Origin of the sequence: Streptomyces filipinensis, assembly GCF_014649495.1 — a bacterium.
GTDB lineage: Bacteria > Actinomycetota > Actinomycetes > Streptomycetales > Streptomycetaceae > Streptomyces > Streptomyces filipinensis.
In genome coordinates this window covers 375,342-392,570 of sequence record NZ_BMTD01000002.1, presented here as the reverse complement: position 1 = coordinate 392,570, position 17,229 = coordinate 375,342, and the positions used below count along the sequence as shown (strand labels likewise).

Sequence of the window (17,229 nt, the reverse complement as noted above, 5' to 3'; positions counted from 1 at the left end):
TCTAGCATCTCGCCGACACCGGGTCAACGGAGCCGTCACCCGGCCATCGGACAGGAGTCATCATCAACGACGCTGCTTACGTCTCGCCCGTTGCGCACGACCGCGTGGACAACGTGGACGTCGTGGCGCTCGGCGAGTCCATGGTCACCTTCCTGCCCAGCCGGCCGGGCCGCCTCGCGGACGTGCCCTCCTTCGACCGCGCGATCGGCGGCGCCGAGTCCAACGTGGCCTGTGTGCTGGCCGCCGCCGGCCACAGCGCCCGCTGGGTCGGCCGGGTCGGCGCGGACGGCTTCGGCGACCACCTGGTGGAGCGGATCGCCGGGTACGGCGTCGACGTCTCCTTCGTGCACCGGGATGCGGCCCGCCCGACCGGCGTCTACTTCCGCACGGCCGGAGACCGGGGCACGGGCGCGCACGAGGTCGCGTACTACCGGGCGGGTTCGGCGGCGTCGGCGATGTCCGTGGCGAACGTGGACCGGGCGGCGGTGCGGGCGGGCCGGATCCTGCACCTGTCCGGCATCACGGCGGCACTGTCCGAGGCCTGCCGCACCCTGCTGCACACCCTCACGGCCCCCCGCCCCGGGCGCCCTGTCCTCTCCTTCGACGTCAACCACCGCCCCGCCCTGTGGCGAACCGCCGAGGGTCCCCTGGTCCTGCTGGACCTGGCCCGCCGGGCGGACCTCGTCTTCGTCGGCGAGGACGAGGCGGAGGAGGCATGGGGCATCACGGGTGGCCCCGAGGCGATCGGAAGGGCACTGCCGGAGCCGGGGGTACTGGTGGTGAAGCAGGGCGGCAGAGGAGCGACGGCGTTCGAACGCCACACCACCGGGCCGGAGACGGACGGCGCGCGCCCGCTCCGCCGGTCTCCCGCGGTCACCTTCGAACCGGCCCCGCACGTGGACGTCGTGGCCACCACCGGCGCCGGAGACGCCTTCGCCGCGGGCTTCCTCTCCGGCACCCTGCGCGGCCTGCCCCTCGGGACCCGGCTCAGGTACGGCCATCTCTTCGCCGCGGCGGCCCTCACCACCCCCGGCGACCTGGCCACCCCGCCCGCCCGGGACCACGCCGACCGCCTGTCGGCCCTGGACCACGGCGCATGGGGGAGACTTCGACTCGCCCCCGGCTGGACGCAGGCCGAGCGGGCCAACGAGGAGGCGAACACCCCATGAGCCAGACCGTCGACCGCGCGCTGAGCATCCTGCCCCTGCTCGCGGAGGGCCCCGCCGACCTCGGCCAGGTCGCCGACCGCCTCGGCGTCCACAAGTCAACGGCGCTGCGGCTCCTGCGCACCCTGCACGAACACGGCCTGGTCTACCGTCAGTCCGACCAGCGCTACCGCCTCGGCGCCCGTCTCTTCGCCCTCGCCCAGGAGGCGATGGAGAACCTCGACATCCGCGAGATCGCCCACCCCCACCTCGCACGGCTCAACGAGGCCTGCGGCCACACCGTGCACCTCGCCGTGTACGAGGAGGGCGAGGTGCTCTACATCGACAAGGTGGAGAGCCGCTACCCCGTCCGCATGTACTCGCGGATCGGCAAGCCCGTCGCCATCACGGTCGCGGCCGTCGCGAAACTCCTCCTCGCCGACCTCCCCGAACCCGAGCGCCGCGCCCTCACGGACAAGCTCGACTACCCCCTGTACACGCCCCGTTCGACCCCGAACGCCGAGGCGTTCCGCGAGGAGCTCGCCACGGTGCGCGAACAGGGCTGGGCCACCGACCTCGGCGGCCACGAGGAGTCCATCAACTGCGTCGCCGCCCCCATCCGCGGCGCCGACGGCCGGGTGGTCGCCGCGATGTCGGTGTCCGCGCCGAACGTCGTCGTCACCGCCGAGGAACTCCTCACCCTGCTCCCGCAGGTCCGCCGTACCGCGGACGCGATCAGCGGCGAGTACTCCGGAAGGACGCCGGTGACGGACCCCACGAAGGACCGCGCATGACAGACAAGGACGCCGTATGACCGAGAAGACCGCCCTCACCCCGAAGACCCACACCACCCCGCCCGCGAAGTTCTCGCACGGCGTGAGGAAGGGCAACATCCTCCAGGTCGCCGGCCAGGTCGGCTTCCTGCCCGCCGAGGACGGCAAGCTCCCGACGCCGGCCGGCCCCACCCTGCGCGAACAGACCCTGCAGACCCTCGCCAACGTCCAGTCGATCCTCGAAGAGGGCGGCGCGAGCTGGGACGACGCGATGATGATCCGCGTCTATCTGACGGACGTGGACCACTTCGCCGAGATGAACGACATCTACGACACCTACTTCGCGGAGCAGGGCCTCACCCAGCCGCCCGCCGCCCGGACCACGGTCTACGTCGGCCTCCCGGCCGGCCTCCTCATCGAGATCGACGCGCTCGCCGTACTCGGCTGACCTCCTGACACGTCCCCGACCCGCCGCACACGGCACGGCGCCCTCCGGCGCCGTGCCGCGATCCCCCCTGCCCGAAAGCACCATGTTCTTACGCAGAGGACCCCCGTATGTCGCGTTTCGCCCTTGCCGTGTCCGCCCCCGCGACCCCACCCCACACCGGAGGCCTGCTCCTCCTCCTCGACGGCACCCCCGGCCTCCTCACGGTCGCCGCCCTCGGCATAGCACTGCTCCTCTTCCTGATCATCAAGGTGCGACTGCAGCCCTTCGTGGCCCTGCTCGCCGTCTCCGTCGCCGTGGGCCTGCTGGCCGGCCTCTCCGTCACCGAACTCTTCGGCACCGTCCAGCGCTCCGACGCCGTCTCCACCATCGAGTCCGGCATGGGCGGCATCCTCGGCCACGTAGCGATCATCATCGGCCTCGGCACCATGCTCGGCGCGATCCTCGAAGTCAGCGGCGGCGCCGAGGTGCTGGTCTCCCGCCTGCTGGGCCGCTTCGGCGAGCGGCGCGCCCCGCTCGCCCTGGGCCTGACCGGCCTGATCTTCGGCATCCCGGTCTTCTTCGACGTCGGCATCTTCGTCCTCGCACCGCTCGTGTACGCGGCCGCCAGGCGCGGCGGCAGGTCGATCCTGCTCTACTGCCTGCCCCTCCTCGCGGGCCTCTCCATGACCCATGCCTTCCTGCCGCCGCACCCCGGCCCGGTCGCCGCCGCGGGACTGCTGCACGTCCAGCTCGGCTGGGTCGTCCTCATGGGCGTCGTCTGCGGCGTCCCGGCCGTCCTGGCCGCCTGGGCGTACTCCGCCTGGATCGGCGAGCGCGTCTTCGTCGCCGTACCGCAGGACATGGTCGAGGCCGCGGAGGAGGCCAGGCGGGCCGTCGTCGCCGAGCAGCGCGCCCAGGGCGCGCAGCCGCTGGAGAGGCCGGTGCCGCTCGGCACGGTCCTCGCCGTCATCGGTACGCCGCTGATCCTGATCCTCGCGGCCACCTTCTCCTCGATCGCGCTGGATCCCTCCCCGGGCCGCTCGGTGCTGGAGTTCTTCGGTCACCCCTTCGTGGCCCTGACCCTCGCCCTGCTGCTCGCCTACCACCTGCTCGGCATCCGGCGCGGCTGGTCACGCAAGTCCCTGGAGGCGGTGTCGACCGCGTCCCTGAAGCCGGTCGGCAACATCCTGCTGGTGGTCGGCGCGGGCGGGGTCTTCGGCGCCGTACTGAAGGCGAGCGGGGTCGCCCAGGCGCTCTCCGACACCTTCCACGGCGTGGGCCTGCCGGTGATCGTGCTGGCGTACCTGATCTCCCTGGTCCTGCGGGTGGCCCAGGGCTCGGCGACGGTCGCGATCGTGACCACGGCCGGCATCGTGGCACCCCTCCTGACGGAGGGCCACCACTCCCAGGCCTTCGTCGCCCTCGTCATCATGGCCGTCTCGGCCGGCTCCATCTTCGCCTCGCACGTCAACGACGGTGGGTTCTGGATGGTGGCCAAGTACTTCGGCATCACCGAACGGGACACGCTGCGGACGTGGACGGTCCTGGAATCGGTGCTGTCGGTGGCGGGGTTCGGGGCGGCCGCGGTGGTGAGCGTGTTCGTGTGAACGTGACGTGAGTGAAGCCGGGGATGAGCGGGCTGACTGGTTCCGGCACAGGGAAGTCGTCCATACTGCCGCCGTGGAGCAGCGCATAGGAGCGAGCAGCAAGCCGTCCAAGGCCGAGCCGTTGAAGGCCGAGCCCGTGACGGGCGCCGGTTTCGACCCGGCGTTCATCCCCGGCATCACGGCCCCGGCCAAGGCCGTCTCCGGCGAGCCGGAGCCTCAGGACGCGGTGGGGCCCGAGGACGCGAAGGTGTCCGAGACACCCGCGGCGGCCGAGGACGTCACGGAGTCCGTGGACGAGGAAGGCCCGGCCGGCGGCCCCGTCTTCGAGGCGGCCGACCGCCGCGCGAAGATCGTGGCCGACCGCAAGGGCGTCCGCCTCAGCCTGGACGAGGAGTCCTGCGAGTTCCGCTGGGACGAGATCGCCGCGGTCGAGACGGAGTCGCCCCGCTTCGGCAAGCGTTTCACGATCACCGTGCACACCCCTGACCGCCGCTGGTACCCGATCGAGATCGAGGCGGCGGCCAGGGCGCGCTTCCAGGAGTGGGACGAGCAGCTGGACGCGGTGCTCGACGCCTACTTCGAGGAGGCCTGAGAAGCTAGCTGCAGTACTGGGCGGCCTTGCCGATCGCCCGGTACATGCAGTCGGCGTTCTCCAGGAGCTGCAACACGGCGTCCTTGTTACGGGAGGTCTCCCGCTCGATCACCTCGTCGGGCGGGTAGAACCCACCGTCCCAGGCGGACGTCGGATACATCTCGAAGGTGTAGTCGAAGATCTTCTGCGTACCCCACAGATAGTCGTCGATCGACCCGTCCGTGATGTACAGATCGCTCGACTGCTCCGGCGTGTACCCGTTGCTGGCGGCCATCTTCTGCCCCACGGCCTTGAAGGCGGCGGCGTCGTCGGCCGTCATGCCGGTCGCGGTGTCGTCGTACGTCCACCCGAACGGCCACAGCACCAGCTCGCTGTAGGTGTGGAAGTCGATCCCGGCCTTGATCTGCTGCTTGCCCCCGACGACCCGGCTGCGGACGAAGTCGGCGACGACCTTCACCTCGGGCGCGGACTCGGGGGAGGCACCGCGGTAGGTCTCGGACGACTTGCTGCCGGAGGACCCGCCGCAGCAGCCCCACTTGTAGTCCCAGTTCCGGTTGAGGTCCGTCCCGACGGCCGAGGAACCGGGGTTGGGCTGCCGGTTCTTCCGCCACGACCGGTACGAGCCGGTGGCGATGTCGTACTCCCCGCCGTCCGGATTCAGATCCGGCACGATCCAGATCTCCCGGCTGTTGACGAGGTTGGTGATCCGGGAGTCCTTCCCGTACCCCGCGCCCAGCTCGCGCAGCAGGTACAGCGCCATCTCCACGGTCAGATGCTCGCGCGCGTGCTGGTGGGCGGTGAAGAGCACCTCGGGCTCGTCCTCGTCGGTCCCGACGTTGTCGCTGACCTTGATGGCGACGATGTCCCGTCCCTCGTACGACTTGCCGATCACGCGTCTGCTCATGATGCCCGGGTAGGCGGCCAGCCGCTGGTCGATCTCGGCGTTCATCTCGGCGTAGTTGTGGTACTTCGAGTCGGCGCTCGGGAAGTCGTACGGCCGCGCTCCGGACCGCACGGGGGCGGCGCCCAACGGGCTGACGTCGTAGCCGAGTCTGCGCAGCGCGCGGATCTGGTCGGCGCGCCCGGAGACGACGACGGTCTCCTCGTCGGCCTCGTCCACGGTGACGCCCGCGGCCTGGATGGCCGTGCGGGTCACGGGAGTCGTGCTCTGCTGGATCTCGTACTGCCGGACGTCCTGTCCGGAGGGTGCGGCCTTGCGGATGCTGTCGGCGCTGGCGCTCGGCGCGGTCGCCGCCACGGGGGCGGCCAGGGCGAGGGCCAGCAGGGCGCCGAGGCCGGCGGCACGTCTGCCGCCGCGCGCGCCGGAGCCGCGGGTGCGAAGTCGCATGAAATCTCCTTGGGGTGGAGGTGGGGTGCTTCAGTGCGACGTGCGTGGGGTGCGGGCGCCTCATGGTCCAGCGGTGTCATGGTCAGGTCAAGAAGGTAAAGCGGCTCGGCTGAAAATGGGCGGGCCGCTCACGCGGACGCGGCGCCCGGAGCCGTGCAGGCCCCGGGCGCCGCGGGTCGGTGGGTGCTCAGGTCACGGCATCGCGTGCACATGCGCTCCTACCGCGCTGGACCAGGCGTTCCCCGCCGAGGCGTCCCAGTTCGTCGACCAGGTCATGGCGCCCCGCAGGCCGGGATAGGTCTTCGACGGCTTGAAGGAACCGCAGTTGGTGCCCGCCGCCAGACAGTCCAGGGCGTTGTCCACGACCGTCGGGGAGACGTAGCCGCTGCCCGCCGCGCTGGTGGAGGCCGGCAGGCCCAGGCCCACCTGGGAGGGGGAGAGTCCGCCCTGGAGCTGGATGCAGGCCAGCGCCGTGAGGAAGTCGACCGAGCCCTGGCTGTAGACCTTGCCGTCGCAGCCCAGCATGGAGCCGCTGTTGTAGTACTGCATGTTGACGACCGTGAGGATGTCCTTGATGTTCAGGGCCGTCTGGAAGTAGGAGTTGGACGTCGACTGCATGTCGATCGTCTGGGGGGCCATCGTGATGACGAGGGACGAGCCCGCCTTCGCCGACAGGGCGCGCAGCGCCTGCGTCATGTACGTCGCGTCGAGGCCGTTCTCCAGGTCGATGTCCACGCCGTCGAAGCCGTAGGTCTGCATCAGCGAGTAGACCGAGTTCGCGAAGTTGGTCGCCGACGTCGAGTCGTTGACCGACACCGTGCCGTTCTGGCCGCCGATCGAGATGACGACCTTCTTGCCGGCCGCCTGCTTCGCCTTGACGTCCGCCTTGAACTGGTCGACGGTGTAGCCGCCCAGCCCGGACGAGTCCAGGTTGAACGTCACCGCTCCCGGCGACGACGCCGCGTCCGCGAAGGCCACCGCGATGATGTCGTACGACGACGGCACGTCAGACAGCTTCTGGACCCGCGCGCCGTTGTCGAAGTTCTGCCAGTAGCCGGTCACCGCGTGCTTGGGCAGGGAGCCGCCGCCTCCGCCGCCCGTGCCGGCGGGGGACGTGGTGGCCGTCACCGACGCCGACCGCGCCGACTCGCCCGCCGCGTTCGTCGCCGTCACCTGGAAGCCGTACGACGTCGACGCCGTCAGGCCCGTCACCGTCGCCGACGTCCCCGTCGCCGTCGTCACCCTGGTGCCGTCGCGGTAGACGGTGTAGCCCGTGGCGCCCGGTACGCCGGTCCAGGACAGCGACACCGACGACGACGTCGTACCGGAGACGGACAGGCCGGCCGGCGCGGCCGGGACCGTCGGGGCCGGGTCGCCGCCTCCGCCGCCGTCGGGACCGTAGACCGAGACGTCGTCGGCGTAGTAGGCCGCCTGGCCGTACCAGCCGTGCGTGTAGACCGTGACCGAGGTCGTCGACGCGCCGGTGGTGAAGGTGGTCGAGAGCTGCTTCCAGGCCGTCGTGTCGGGGGTCCAGGTCGAGACGTCCGTCGTGCCGGTGCCCGTCACGCCCAGGTACGAGTAGCCGCCCTGCACCCACGCGCTCAGTGAGTACGTCGAGTTGGGCTTGACCGCGACCGTCTGGGTGCACTGCGCGTCGTCCTGGCCGGCCGGGGTCGCCTTCAGCGCCGCCGAACCGCCGTGCGCCGGGGAGGAGACCGTCGTACCGCTGCCCGCCGTGCAGGTCCAGCCGGCCAGGCCCGACTCGAAGCCCGCGTTCCTGACGTTGTTGACGTCCGCGGCGGAGGCCGGGCCGGCGGCCGCGGTGAGGCCCGCGACGGAGAGGGCCAGGGCGGTGGCCGCGGACCACAGCGTGATTCGGCGTCCGCGGGGTCTGGGTATGCCTGGTGCATGGTCCACTGGGGCCTCCGGTGGGGGAGTTCGGCGAGGGAGCCGGAACAGAAGAGTTCCGCGGGGAGGGGTGAGGGACGGTGGCCACCGTTGGCCTACAAGTTGGTCCAGACCAATCCGGGTGTCAAGAGGTCCAGACCAACTCTGTTCATGGATCGCCGTTCAAGCTGTCCGGATTTGGCGGGACTTGCGCCGAGAGAGTTCCACGCGAGCTTCACAAACGCTGTTCTCCGGCCAGACGGCCGTGGATACAGTGCTCAGGTAGTCACGCAGTGAAGTCGTCCTGGCGCACGGGAGTTACCCCGGTGGGCCGGCGGGTGTGAAGAGCGGGGAGCTGCGCGTGCCAACTGCCATTGCCGTGACCAGTGCCGACATGGCGCTGCCGGCACAGGACGAGCGGACCATGCCGGCCGTCGTACTCGGCGGCCTCGACCAGCGCCCGCTGGAGCGGTCGCTCACCGAACTCCACACCCTGACCGAGCAGTACGGCTATGTGGTCGTCGTCTGCTCGGCCGCCACCCCGGAGCCCGTCGTACGGCGCCTGCACACCCTGCGCTCGCTGCTGGAGAGCGACCGCATCGCCCTGTTCCGGCCCGCACTGCCGCCCCTCGGCGTCGCCGTGCTCGCCCGCCAGCTCCGCCAGCTCGCCTCCTGCGACCTGAGCCCTGGAATCCTCGCCTCCGCCGGGCGCCTGCTCACCCACTACATCCACGCCGGGGCCGTCCTCGGCTCGGTGGCCAAGCTGGACCGGGTGCCGGTCGGGCTGAAGGCGCACGCCAAGTCCTGGATGCCGGGCAGTCAGTTCGCCGTCCTCGCCCATCCGGAGCCACAGCTCGTGCGCGCAGGGCCCGGCGCCACCCTCAAGGGGCCCGAGTTCAACACCTGGATGCTCGTCGCCAGAGGGCAGCAGCTGCCGGGCGACTGGGTCGCCGGTCTCGCCGGCCGGTGGAGCGTGCACGGTCTGCGCGAGGTCCCCCTGCCCGCCGAGTCCCCGGTGTGGTGGGGCACCGGTCGGATGACCGAGTTCTGCAGCTACCTCGCCGACCTGTCCGTGCTGTACCAACTCGTCACCTCGGTGCGGCAGACCGGCTGCCACTGGTGCGGCCTGGACGTCATAGGCGACCGCTGTGTCTTCTGCTCCGCCACCCCGCCCGCCCGCGAAGCCGCCGCGCCCCGCGTCCTGGAACAGCGCACGCCCGCCTGACCGCACGCACCCGACTCACATCCCGCTCGACCGATTCCCCCAATGAGGTTGCACGGTTCATGAACTCCCGTCAGCGCCGCGGCGTGATACTGCTCGTCCTGTCGGTCCTGTGCGCTCTCGGCGCGTTCGCCGGTGTGCTCTCCGTCGTCCATGACGTGAATTCCAAGGTCGGGCCCGAGGTCACGGCCTACCGGGTCCGGTCCGACGTGCAGCCGTACACCGCGCTGGACACGAGCCAGTTCGAGAAGACCTCCATGCCGAAGCGCTGGCTGTCCGGCACCGCGGTCACCGACCTCCGCCAGATCCAGGGCAAGATCGCCGTCACCACCCTGCGCGCCGGGTCCCTGCTGCAGACCGACATGATCGTCGACCAGCCCGCCCTCCAGCCCGGCCAGCAGGAGGTCGCCATCATGATCGACGCGGCGACGGGCGTGGCGGGGAAGATCACCCCCGGGGCGCGGGTCAACGTCTACGCCACCTTCGAGGGGAAGAAGGACGGCGACCCCGACCAGTCGAAGATCATCGTGACCGACGCCCGCGTCCTCGACGTCGGCCGGATCACCGCCCTCGACCCCGACAGCGGCAAGAACCAGCAGCAGCCCACCGAGGCCGTCCCCATCACCTTCGCGCTGTCCACCCTCGACGCCCAGCGCATCACCTACGCCGAGTCCTTCGCCCAGCGGGTCCGGCTCGCGCTGGTGGCCCCCGGCGGCGAGACCAGCGTCCCGGACAAGGACCGCACCTACGAACTCGCGACGGACAAGTGAGAGGCGGCCCGCATGCCCACCAGGATCCTCCCGGCCGGCGCGGACCCGGACGCCGTCCGCTCCCTCGTCACCCTGCTCAGCCAGCTGCCCGACGCCGAACCGCAGCCCCCGGTCGGTGACTCCACGCAGCTGGTCGACACCCTCGCCCGTCTCGCCGCCGACTCCATGGACGAACTCCCGGAAGTCGTCGTCGTACACGAACGCATCGGGCCCGTCCCGGCCCTGGAGCTGATCCGCGAGGTCGCACTGCGCTTCCCCGCGGTCGGCGTCATCCTCGTCACCACCGACGCGAGCCCCGGCCTGTTCTCCGCCGCCATGGACTCCGGCGCCCGCGGCCTGGTCGCGCTCCCGCTGTCGTACGAGGAACTCGCCAGCCGCGTCCAGGCCGTCGCCCAGTGGTCCACAGGGGTACGGCGCCATCTCGGCCACGGCGCGGACGTCCTCGGCGGAGCCGGCGGTACGGTCGTCACGGTCAGCGGCGCCAAGGGGGGCGTGGGAGCGACCCTGACGGCCATCCAGCTGGCCCTCGCCGCGCAGGCCTCCGGCCGTCCCACCGTCCTGGTCGACCTCGACCTCCAGACCGGGGACATCGCCTCCTACCTGGACATCCAGTTCCGCCGGTCCGTCGTCGACCTCGCCGCCATCACCGACATCTCGCCCCGCGTCCTCGCCGACGCCGTCTTCCGCCACGACACCGGGCTCGCCCTGCTCCTCGCCCCCGCCGAGGGGGAACGCGGCGAGGAGGTCACCGAGCGCGCCGCCCGGCAGATCGTCAGCGCGCTGCGCTCCCGCTACGAGGTGGTCGTCGTCGACTGCGGCGCCCAGCTGAGCGCCGCGGGGGCGGCGGCGGTGGAAGCGGCCGACACCGCGGTGCTCGTCACCACGCCGGACGTCATCGCCGTGCGCGCGGCCAAACGGACGGTACGGATGTGGGACCGGCTGCAGATCCGCAAGGCGGAGGAGACCACGGCGGTCGTCAACCGGCATACACGCAGCACCGAGATCCAGCCGGCGCTGGTGCAGCGCATCACCGGGACCGCCCTGGCGCGTACCGCCGTTCCCGCCAACTTCAGGGAGCTGCAGGGCGTGGTGGACGCCGGACGGTTGCACGAGCTGGACGGCAGAAGCTCCGTGAAGCAGGCGCTGTGGGCGCTCGCCGGGGAGCTGGGGCTGGTGAAGGCGGCCGAGGGGACGCACCGCGGGAGCGGGCGGGGCCCGGTCGGATTCCGGCGGCGGAAGGAGTGAGCGCCCCATGAGGAGGCCGGGCGGGGACCGGGGACAGGTGAGCATCGAGTTCCTGGGCATGACCCCGCTGATCATTCTGACCCTGGTGCTCGTGTGGCAGGCCGTGCTGGTGGGGTACACCTTCACACTCGCCGGGAACGCCGCGGACGAGGGGGTGCGGGCCGGGACGGCGGTGCCTTCGGGGGAGCGCTTCGACGCGTGCCATGAGGCCGCGCTGAGGCATCTGTCGAAGGCGTGGAAAGGGGGTGCCAAAGTGGAACACTGCGGCGGCAGCGGCTATGTGACGGCCGACGTCTCCCTCCGGGTTCCGGCCCTCTTCCCCGGGCTGCTCTCCTTCCCCGCGACCGTGCACGGCCACGCCGGCGCCGTCGAGGAGGTGAAGCGCTGAGATGTCCCCGCGCCGGAGTGGCGACCGCGGTCAGGTGGCCGTCGAATACCTCGGGTTCATCCCGGTCCTGCTGATCGTGGCCATGGCGGGCATCCAGATCGGCGCGATCGCCTACGCCGCCGAGCAGGCCGGTACGGCGGCGCGGGCGGGGGCCCGGGCGGCGTCCCTGCGGCAGGACGCGCAGCAGGCGTGCGCCGGCGCGGTCAGCGGCCCGCTCACCGTCCAGTGCGCGGAGACCGACGGCGGGGACGACTCGGTCACCGTCACCGCCACCGTCCACATCCCCGAGATCTTCTGGGACTTCGGGGACGCCACCAAGACCGCCACCATGCCCCGCGACCACTGACCGAGGAGAGGCGACCCCATGAGCCTGCGGGCACGCATCAGCACTCCCGAGGAGCACGGCAGCCGGGGCGAGGACGGGCATCTCGTCGCCTCCTACCGGGCCAAGCTGCTGGAGGAGATCGATCTCGCGGAGATGAGCGCGCTGGCCGCCGCCGAGCGCCGGGCGCGGCTGGAGCGGGTGCTCGGGCACATCATCAGCCGGGAGGGCCCGGTGCTGTCGACGGTGGAACGCTCCCAGCTGATCCGCCGGGTCGTGGACGAGGCACTGGGCCTCGGCATCCTGGAACCCTTGCTGGAGGACGCGTCGATCACCGAGATCATGGTGAACGGCCCCGACGCCATCTTCGTGGAACGCGGCGGCCGCGTCGAGCAGTTGCCGCTCCGGTTCGTCTCCGCCGACCAGCTGATGCAGACCATCGAGCGGATCGTCTCCACGGTGAACCGCAGGGTCGACGAGTCGAACCCGATGGTGGACGCCCGCCTGCCCTCCGGCGAGCGGGTCAACGTCATCATCCCGCCGCTGTCCCTGACCGGCCCGATCCTCACCATCCGCCGCTTCCCGCGCTCCTTCACCCTCCAGGAGCTGATCTCCTTCGGCTCGCTGGACGAGCACATGGTGTACCTGCTGGCCGGCCTGGTGCAGGCGAAGTTCAACATCATCGTCTCGGGAGCCACCGGCACCGGGAAGACCACCCTGCTGAACGCCCTGTCCGGACTCATCCCGCCCCACGAGCGGATCATCACCATCGAGGACTCCGCCGAACTCCAGCTCCAGCAGACCCATGTGGTCCGCCTGGAGTCGCGGCCGCCGAACGTCGAGGGCAAGGGCCAGGTCACCATCCGCGACCTGGTCCGCAACTCCCTGCGGATGCGCCCGGACCGGATCGTGGTCGGTGAGGTCCGCGGCGGCGAGTCCCTCGACATGCTCCAGGCGATGTCGACGGGCCACGACGGCTCGCTCGCCACGGTCCACGCGAACAGCGCGGAGGACGCCCTGACCCGGCTCCAGACCCTCGCCTCCATGTCCGACGTCGAGGTCCCCTTCGTCGCGCTGCACGACCAGATCAACAGCGCCGTCGACGTCATCGTCCAGCTCACCCGGTTCGCCGACGGCGCCCGCCGGATCACCGAGATCGCGCTCCTCGACAGCCACGGCGGGGAGCCGTACCGGCTCGCGACCGTGGCCCGGTTCGACGCCCAGCCCCTGACCCCCGACGGCCGCGTCTACGGCACCTTCCAGTACTTCCCGCTGCCCCGCCGTACCGCCGACCGCCTCTACATGGCGAGCCAGCCCGTCCCACAGGCCTTCGGAGTCGCCCACTCCGCCGACCAGCTCGCCACCCGAGAAGCCAGGTAGGCCCCCCATGGAACTCCACACCCTCGTCCAGCTCACCGCCGGCGTGACGCTGCTGACCTGCGTCCTGGCGGTGGCCGGCGTGCACGCCTACGCCTCGGGCCGGGCCCAGCGCGCGGCGCTCGTGGACCGCCTCTCGCACACCGGCCCGGTCCCGGCGGCCGGCCGCAGACGCCGCTTCCGCGACCTCGACCGGCGCCTGCGCCGTACCCGCCTCGGCCGCTGGCTGGAACTGCGGCTGGCGGCCACCGGCCTGGACGTCACCCCGGGCGAGTTCTTCGTCTGCGTACTCGCCGCCGTGGCCGCGCTCTGGCTGATCGGCCAGGCCGCGCTGGCGCCGTTCTTCGGCCCCCTCGCCGGCCTCCTCGGCGTGTGGGCGGCGGTCCAGTTCCTCAACTGGCAGCGCCAGAAGCGCATCGAGCGCTTCATCAACCAGCTCCCGGAACTGGCCCGCATCCTGGCCAACGCCACCCAGGCCGGCCTGGCCCTGCGCACCGCGATCGGCATGGCGGCGGAGGAACTGGAGGCCCCGGCCGGCCAGGAACTGGGCAAGGTGGCCGACCAGTTGGCCATCGGGCACTCCCTCGACGACGCGCTCGGCGAACTCGCCGAACGCCTCCCGTCGCGTGAACTGGTCGTCCTCGTCACGACCCTGGTCCTCTCCAACCGGGCGGGCGGCCAGGTCGTGTCCGCCCTGCGGAACCTGACCGAGACCCTGGAGGAACGCAAGGAGACCCGGCGCGAGATCCGCACCCAGCTGAGCCAGGTGACCATGACGTCGTACGCCGTCCCCGTCCTGGGCGTCGGCGCGCTGTTCCTGATGAACGGCGTCAAGGACGGCGCGCTGGCCCGTATGACCGGCTCACCGGTCGGCCAGGCCTGCGTGCTCATCGCGTTCGCGATGTACGCCGTCGGCTTCGTCCTCATCCGCCGCCTGAGCCGGATCGACGTGTGAGGGAGAGGTCCCCGTGGCATTCCTGCTCGCCCTGCTGACGGGCCTAGGCGTCTGGGGCGCCTTCACCGGCATCCGCATGTACCGCGCGGACGCCAGGCTCCCCGGCGACCTCGCCCTCGCCCTGGAGGTCGGCGCCACCCGCGCCGGCGCGGTCGGCTCGGTCATCGACCGGATGGGCATGCGCTACGCCCCCGCCGTGCTGCGCCTGATGGGCCCGCGCCTGGTCGCCAGGTACCGCCGCAAGATCGACCTCGCGGGCAACCCCGGAGGCCTGACCATCGACCGCTACGCGGCCCGCCGGGCGGTCTACGGCGCGCTGGGCGCGGTCGGCTTCCTGGTCTTCCTGCTGCGCGGCCAGTGGTTCGTTGCGGTACTCCTGCTGCTGTTCGGGGCGTTCTGGACGGAGGTCGGCATCTGGTCGGCGATCCGGGTCCGCAAGGACGTCATCGAGCGCACCCTGCCCGACTTCCTGGACGTGCTGGCGGTGGTGGTGAGCGCGGGCCTCGGCTTCCGCCAGGCCCTGGACCGGGTGGCCACCCGCTACGAGGGCCCCTGGGCGGACGAACTGCGTATCACCCTGCGCCAGATGGACCTCGGCATGAGCCGCCGCCAGGCCTTCGCGGAGCTGCGGCGCAGGAACGACTCGGAACAGGTGGCGATGTTCGTGACGGCCCTGCAGCAGGGGGAGGAACTGGGGGCGCCGATCGTCGACACCCTCGTCTCCCTGGCCAAGGACATGCGCCGCACCGACGCCCAGAACGCCCGCCGCAAGGCGGCCCGCGCGGTGCCCAAGGCCACACTGATGATCACCACGTTCATGGTCCCGGCCACGATGCTGCTGCTGGGCGCGGGCCTGATCCTCGGCTCCGGAGTGGACTTCGGCTCCCTCACGGGGAAGTGAGGCGGACATGACGGTGACGGGGTGGACGGGGCGTGCGGGGAGTTCGGTCTTCGAGGGCCGCCTGAGCCGCCTGAAGGGGGTCCGGGGACGGTTCTCATGGCGCCGGAGGCCGACCTCCGCTGCGACGCGTCCCGCCACGGCCCCTGCCGAACCCTCGGAGAAGATCCAGATCAGCGCGCTGCAGGCGATGTGCCGGCAGGTCTTCGGCTTCCGCCTGGCCATGATCGCCGTGGCCGCCCCCGCCGCCCTGCTCAACGCGGCCCCCGGCCTGGGCGTCCGCCTGGTCGGCGCGGCGGTGGTCGTCACCTTCATGGTGTCCTACGTCCTCTTCCGCGACTGGGAACGCTTCGGCCCCCTCCTGCTGCGCCACCCCAGCCTCCTCGCCGCCGACACCCTCTTCGGCTCCTTCCTCCTCGTCTCGGCCGGCCCGGACACCACGCTCGCCTACGTCAGCGTGTGCACCCCGCTGCTCGCGGGCCTCGTCTACAGCTGGCGCGGCGCGGCCTGCTTCGCCTCCCTCCAGTCCTTGATCCTGCTCCTGGTCCACGCCACCCTGAAGGCCGACCGGCACGCACCGGTCGCCGAGGCGTTGCTCCTGCCCGGCCTGTGCGTCATCGCCGGCGCCATGGGCTCGACCCTGCGCAACCTGATGCTCCGCTTCGGCGCCGCGACCCACGCCCTGACGACGGTCCAAGCGCGCCTCGCGGCGGCGGAGGCGGTCAGCGCGGAACGCGCACGGCTGGCCCGCGAGATGCACGACTCCGTGGCCAAGACCCTCTACGGTGTCGCCCTCGCGGCGGACGGCCTGGCGGCGACGGCCTCCGCCCAGGCCCTGGACCCGGCTCGCGTCAGGGAACAGGCGGAACTGGTCTCCCGCTCGGCACGCAGGGCGGCGGCGGAGTCGAGGGAACTGCTGTCGGACCTACGGCGGGAGCGGCCGGACACGCCGGGGGAGACGGCCCCCTGGACCGAGCTGTCGTCGGCCGCCGACGACTTCGCGCGGCGTACGGGCCTCCACGTCGCCTGCTCCTGGCGGGACGCGCCGGACCCGGACCCGATCCTTCCCGCGCTGCCCGCCCCCGTGGCCCGCAACCTCTTCTCCATCGCCACGGAGGCGCTGGAGAACGCCCACCGGCACGCGGGCGCGACCCGGGTCGACGTCCACGCGGCGGTGTACGGCGACCTGCTGCGCCTCACGATCCACGACGACGGCCGGGGCCTCCCGCCCGGCACCACGCTCGAACGGCTCCGCGAGTGCGGCCACTTCGGCCTGCTCGGCATGGTGGAGCGGGCCGCGCAGGCGGGCGCCCGCATCCGTATCGGCCGGGGCGGTCGCGAACGGGGCACGGAGGTCCGTGTGGAACTTCCCCTGTCGGCCCTGGACCGCCCCGGCCCGTCCCCCCGCAACGCCTGAGAGGAGGCAGCTCATGCAGCACGGTCATCCCTGGCCCCAGGCCCCCGCGCCGACTCCTGTTCCGCTGCGGCTGCTGGTGGCTGACGACAACCCCGTGGTCCGGGCGGGTCTGACGGCCCTGCTGTCGGGCCGCGCCGACACCACGGTGGTGGCAGAGGCCGCGGACGGCCGCGAGGCCTACGAGGCGGCCCTGCGGCACCGCCCCGACGTCATCCTCCTCGACGTCCGGATGCCCGGCGTCGACGGAATCTCGGCATTGCCCCACCTGGTGCGGCTGGCGCCGGTCATGATGCTCACCTACAGCCACGAGACGGAGACCGTGCGGGAGGCGTTGCGGCTGGGGGCAGGGGGATACCTGGTGCACGGCGAGTTCACGACGGAGCAGTTGGTGCGGGCGGTGCGGGATGTCCGCGAGGGCCGGCCGCATGTGACGCCGGGGGCGGCGAAGGCGTTGCTGGTGGAGCTGCGGGCAAGTGCACCTGCACACACCGACCATCAAATCCCGGACGATTTAGGGGAAATCTCAGGCCAATCGCTTTCGCAACTGCAATCCTCTGTGGGACAGTCGTTCCGTTCACGTTTCCGGCTGAGTGCGAGGGAGGCGGAGATCATGGACCTCATCGCGTCCGGCATGACCAACCAGCAGATCGCCGCCGCCTGCTTCATCTCCGAGAAGACGGTCAAGAACCACATCAACCGCATCTTCGCCAAGCTCCAGACCACCACCCGCTCGCAGGCGGCCGCGAAGTGGCTGGGGGTGGCCTGAAATGGGGACACGGGGGAGCGGGAAGGGCCGCGAATGGGCCCGGGCTTGGGCCCTGGGACCCTCTGCCGAGCGCGCTGCCCGGGCATACGT

Annotated in this window: 17 protein-coding genes; 15 read left to right on the top strand and 2 right to left on the bottom strand. The window is 71.6% G+C overall.

Features of this window, described 5'->3' with window-relative positions:
• Positions 1 to 113: 113 nt before the first annotated feature.
• The 5 genes from IE244_RS06780 to IE244_RS06760 all read left to right on the top strand — a co-directional run bounded on the left by IE244_RS06780 (position 114) and on the right by IE244_RS06760 (position 4,544).
• Positions 114 to 1,169 (top strand): sugar kinase, encoded by a 1,056-nt coding sequence (locus tag IE244_RS06780; protein WP_191872119.1) that lies wholly within the window; start codon positions 114 to 116, stop codon positions 1,167 to 1,169.
• Positions 1,166 to 1,939: an IclR family transcriptional regulator gene (locus IE244_RS06775; protein ID WP_191871705.1), complete on the top strand. Its 774-nt coding sequence runs from the start codon at positions 1,166 to 1,168 to the stop codon at positions 1,937 to 1,939. Before IE244_RS06780 ends, IE244_RS06775 begins: the two co-directional genes overlap by 4 nt.
• A gap of 16 nt (positions 1,940 to 1,955) precedes the next feature.
• Entirely contained in the window at positions 1,956 to 2,366 is a 411-nt protein-coding gene (locus IE244_RS06770; protein ID WP_191871704.1) for a RidA family protein, read from the top strand.
• 107 nt (positions 2,367 to 2,473) lie between these two features.
• On the top strand, positions 2,474 to 3,952 hold the full coding sequence (locus IE244_RS06765) for a GntP family permease (protein WP_191871703.1): 1,479 nt from the start codon (positions 2,474 to 2,476) through the stop codon (positions 3,950 to 3,952).
• A gap of 73 nt (positions 3,953 to 4,025) precedes the next feature.
• Complete coding sequence (locus IE244_RS06760) at positions 4,026 to 4,544, top strand: hypothetical protein (protein ID WP_191871702.1); 519 nt, start codon at positions 4,026 to 4,028, stop codon at positions 4,542 to 4,544.
• Between the two features lie 4 nt (positions 4,545 to 4,548).
• Here the strand turns inward: IE244_RS06760 and IE244_RS06755 are convergent, their stop codons facing one another.
• Both IE244_RS06755 and IE244_RS06750 read right to left on the bottom strand, forming a co-directional pair.
• Entirely contained in the window at positions 4,549 to 5,892 is a 1,344-nt protein-coding gene (locus IE244_RS06755) for a M14 family metallopeptidase (RefSeq protein WP_191871701.1), read from the bottom strand.
• A gap of 192 nt (positions 5,893 to 6,084) precedes the next feature.
• Positions 6,085 to 7,809, bottom strand: a complete 1,725-nt coding sequence (locus IE244_RS06750) for a chitinase (RefSeq protein WP_191871700.1) — start codon at positions 7,807 to 7,809, stop codon at positions 6,085 to 6,087.
• 310 nt (positions 7,810 to 8,119) lie between these two features.
• Between IE244_RS06750 and IE244_RS06745 the strand changes: the two genes are divergently transcribed.
• Genes IE244_RS06745 through IE244_RS06700 form a run of 10 tightly spaced genes read left to right on the top strand, consistent with a single transcriptional unit; the run spans position 8,120 to position 17,139 of the window.
• Entirely contained in the window at positions 8,120 to 9,004 is an 885-nt protein-coding gene (locus tag IE244_RS06745; protein ID WP_191871699.1) for a hypothetical protein, read from the top strand.
• A 59-nt stretch (positions 9,005 to 9,063) separates the two neighbouring features.
• Entirely contained in the window at positions 9,064 to 9,771 is a 708-nt protein-coding gene (cpaB, locus tag IE244_RS06740) for a Flp pilus assembly protein CpaB (protein WP_191871698.1), read from the top strand.
• 12 nt (positions 9,772 to 9,783) lie between these two features.
• Complete coding sequence (locus IE244_RS06735) at positions 9,784 to 11,016, top strand: CpaE/TadZ family protein (RefSeq protein WP_191871697.1); 1,233 nt, start codon at positions 9,784 to 9,786, stop codon at positions 11,014 to 11,016.
• A gap of 7 nt (positions 11,017 to 11,023) precedes the next feature.
• Positions 11,024 to 11,404 (top strand): TadE family protein, encoded by a 381-nt coding sequence (locus IE244_RS06730; protein ID WP_191871696.1) that lies wholly within the window; start codon positions 11,024 to 11,026, stop codon positions 11,402 to 11,404.
• Between the two features lies 1 nt (position 11,405).
• Positions 11,406 to 11,750 (top strand): TadE/TadG family type IV pilus assembly protein, encoded by a 345-nt coding sequence (locus IE244_RS06725; protein WP_191871695.1) that lies wholly within the window; start codon positions 11,406 to 11,408, stop codon positions 11,748 to 11,750.
• A gap of 18 nt (positions 11,751 to 11,768) precedes the next feature.
• Positions 11,769 to 13,106 (top strand): TadA family conjugal transfer-associated ATPase, encoded by a 1,338-nt coding sequence (locus IE244_RS06720; RefSeq protein ID WP_191871694.1) that lies wholly within the window; start codon positions 11,769 to 11,771, stop codon positions 13,104 to 13,106.
• A 7-nt stretch (positions 13,107 to 13,113) separates the two neighbouring features.
• Positions 13,114 to 14,058, top strand: a complete 945-nt coding sequence (locus tag IE244_RS06715; RefSeq protein ID WP_191871693.1) for a type II secretion system F family protein — start codon at positions 13,114 to 13,116, stop codon at positions 14,056 to 14,058.
• A gap of 13 nt (positions 14,059 to 14,071) precedes the next feature.
• Complete coding sequence (locus IE244_RS06710; RefSeq protein WP_191871692.1) at positions 14,072 to 14,959, top strand: DUF5936 domain-containing protein; 888 nt, start codon at positions 14,072 to 14,074, stop codon at positions 14,957 to 14,959.
• A 7-nt stretch (positions 14,960 to 14,966) separates the two neighbouring features.
• Positions 14,967 to 16,373, top strand: a complete 1,407-nt coding sequence (locus IE244_RS06705) for a sensor histidine kinase (RefSeq protein WP_191871691.1) — start codon at positions 14,967 to 14,969, stop codon at positions 16,371 to 16,373.
• A 13-nt stretch (positions 16,374 to 16,386) separates the two neighbouring features.
• On the top strand, positions 16,387 to 17,139 hold the full coding sequence (locus IE244_RS06700; protein WP_191871690.1) for a response regulator: 753 nt from the start codon (positions 16,387 to 16,389) through the stop codon (positions 17,137 to 17,139).
• Positions 17,140 to 17,229: the final 90 nt, after the last annotated feature.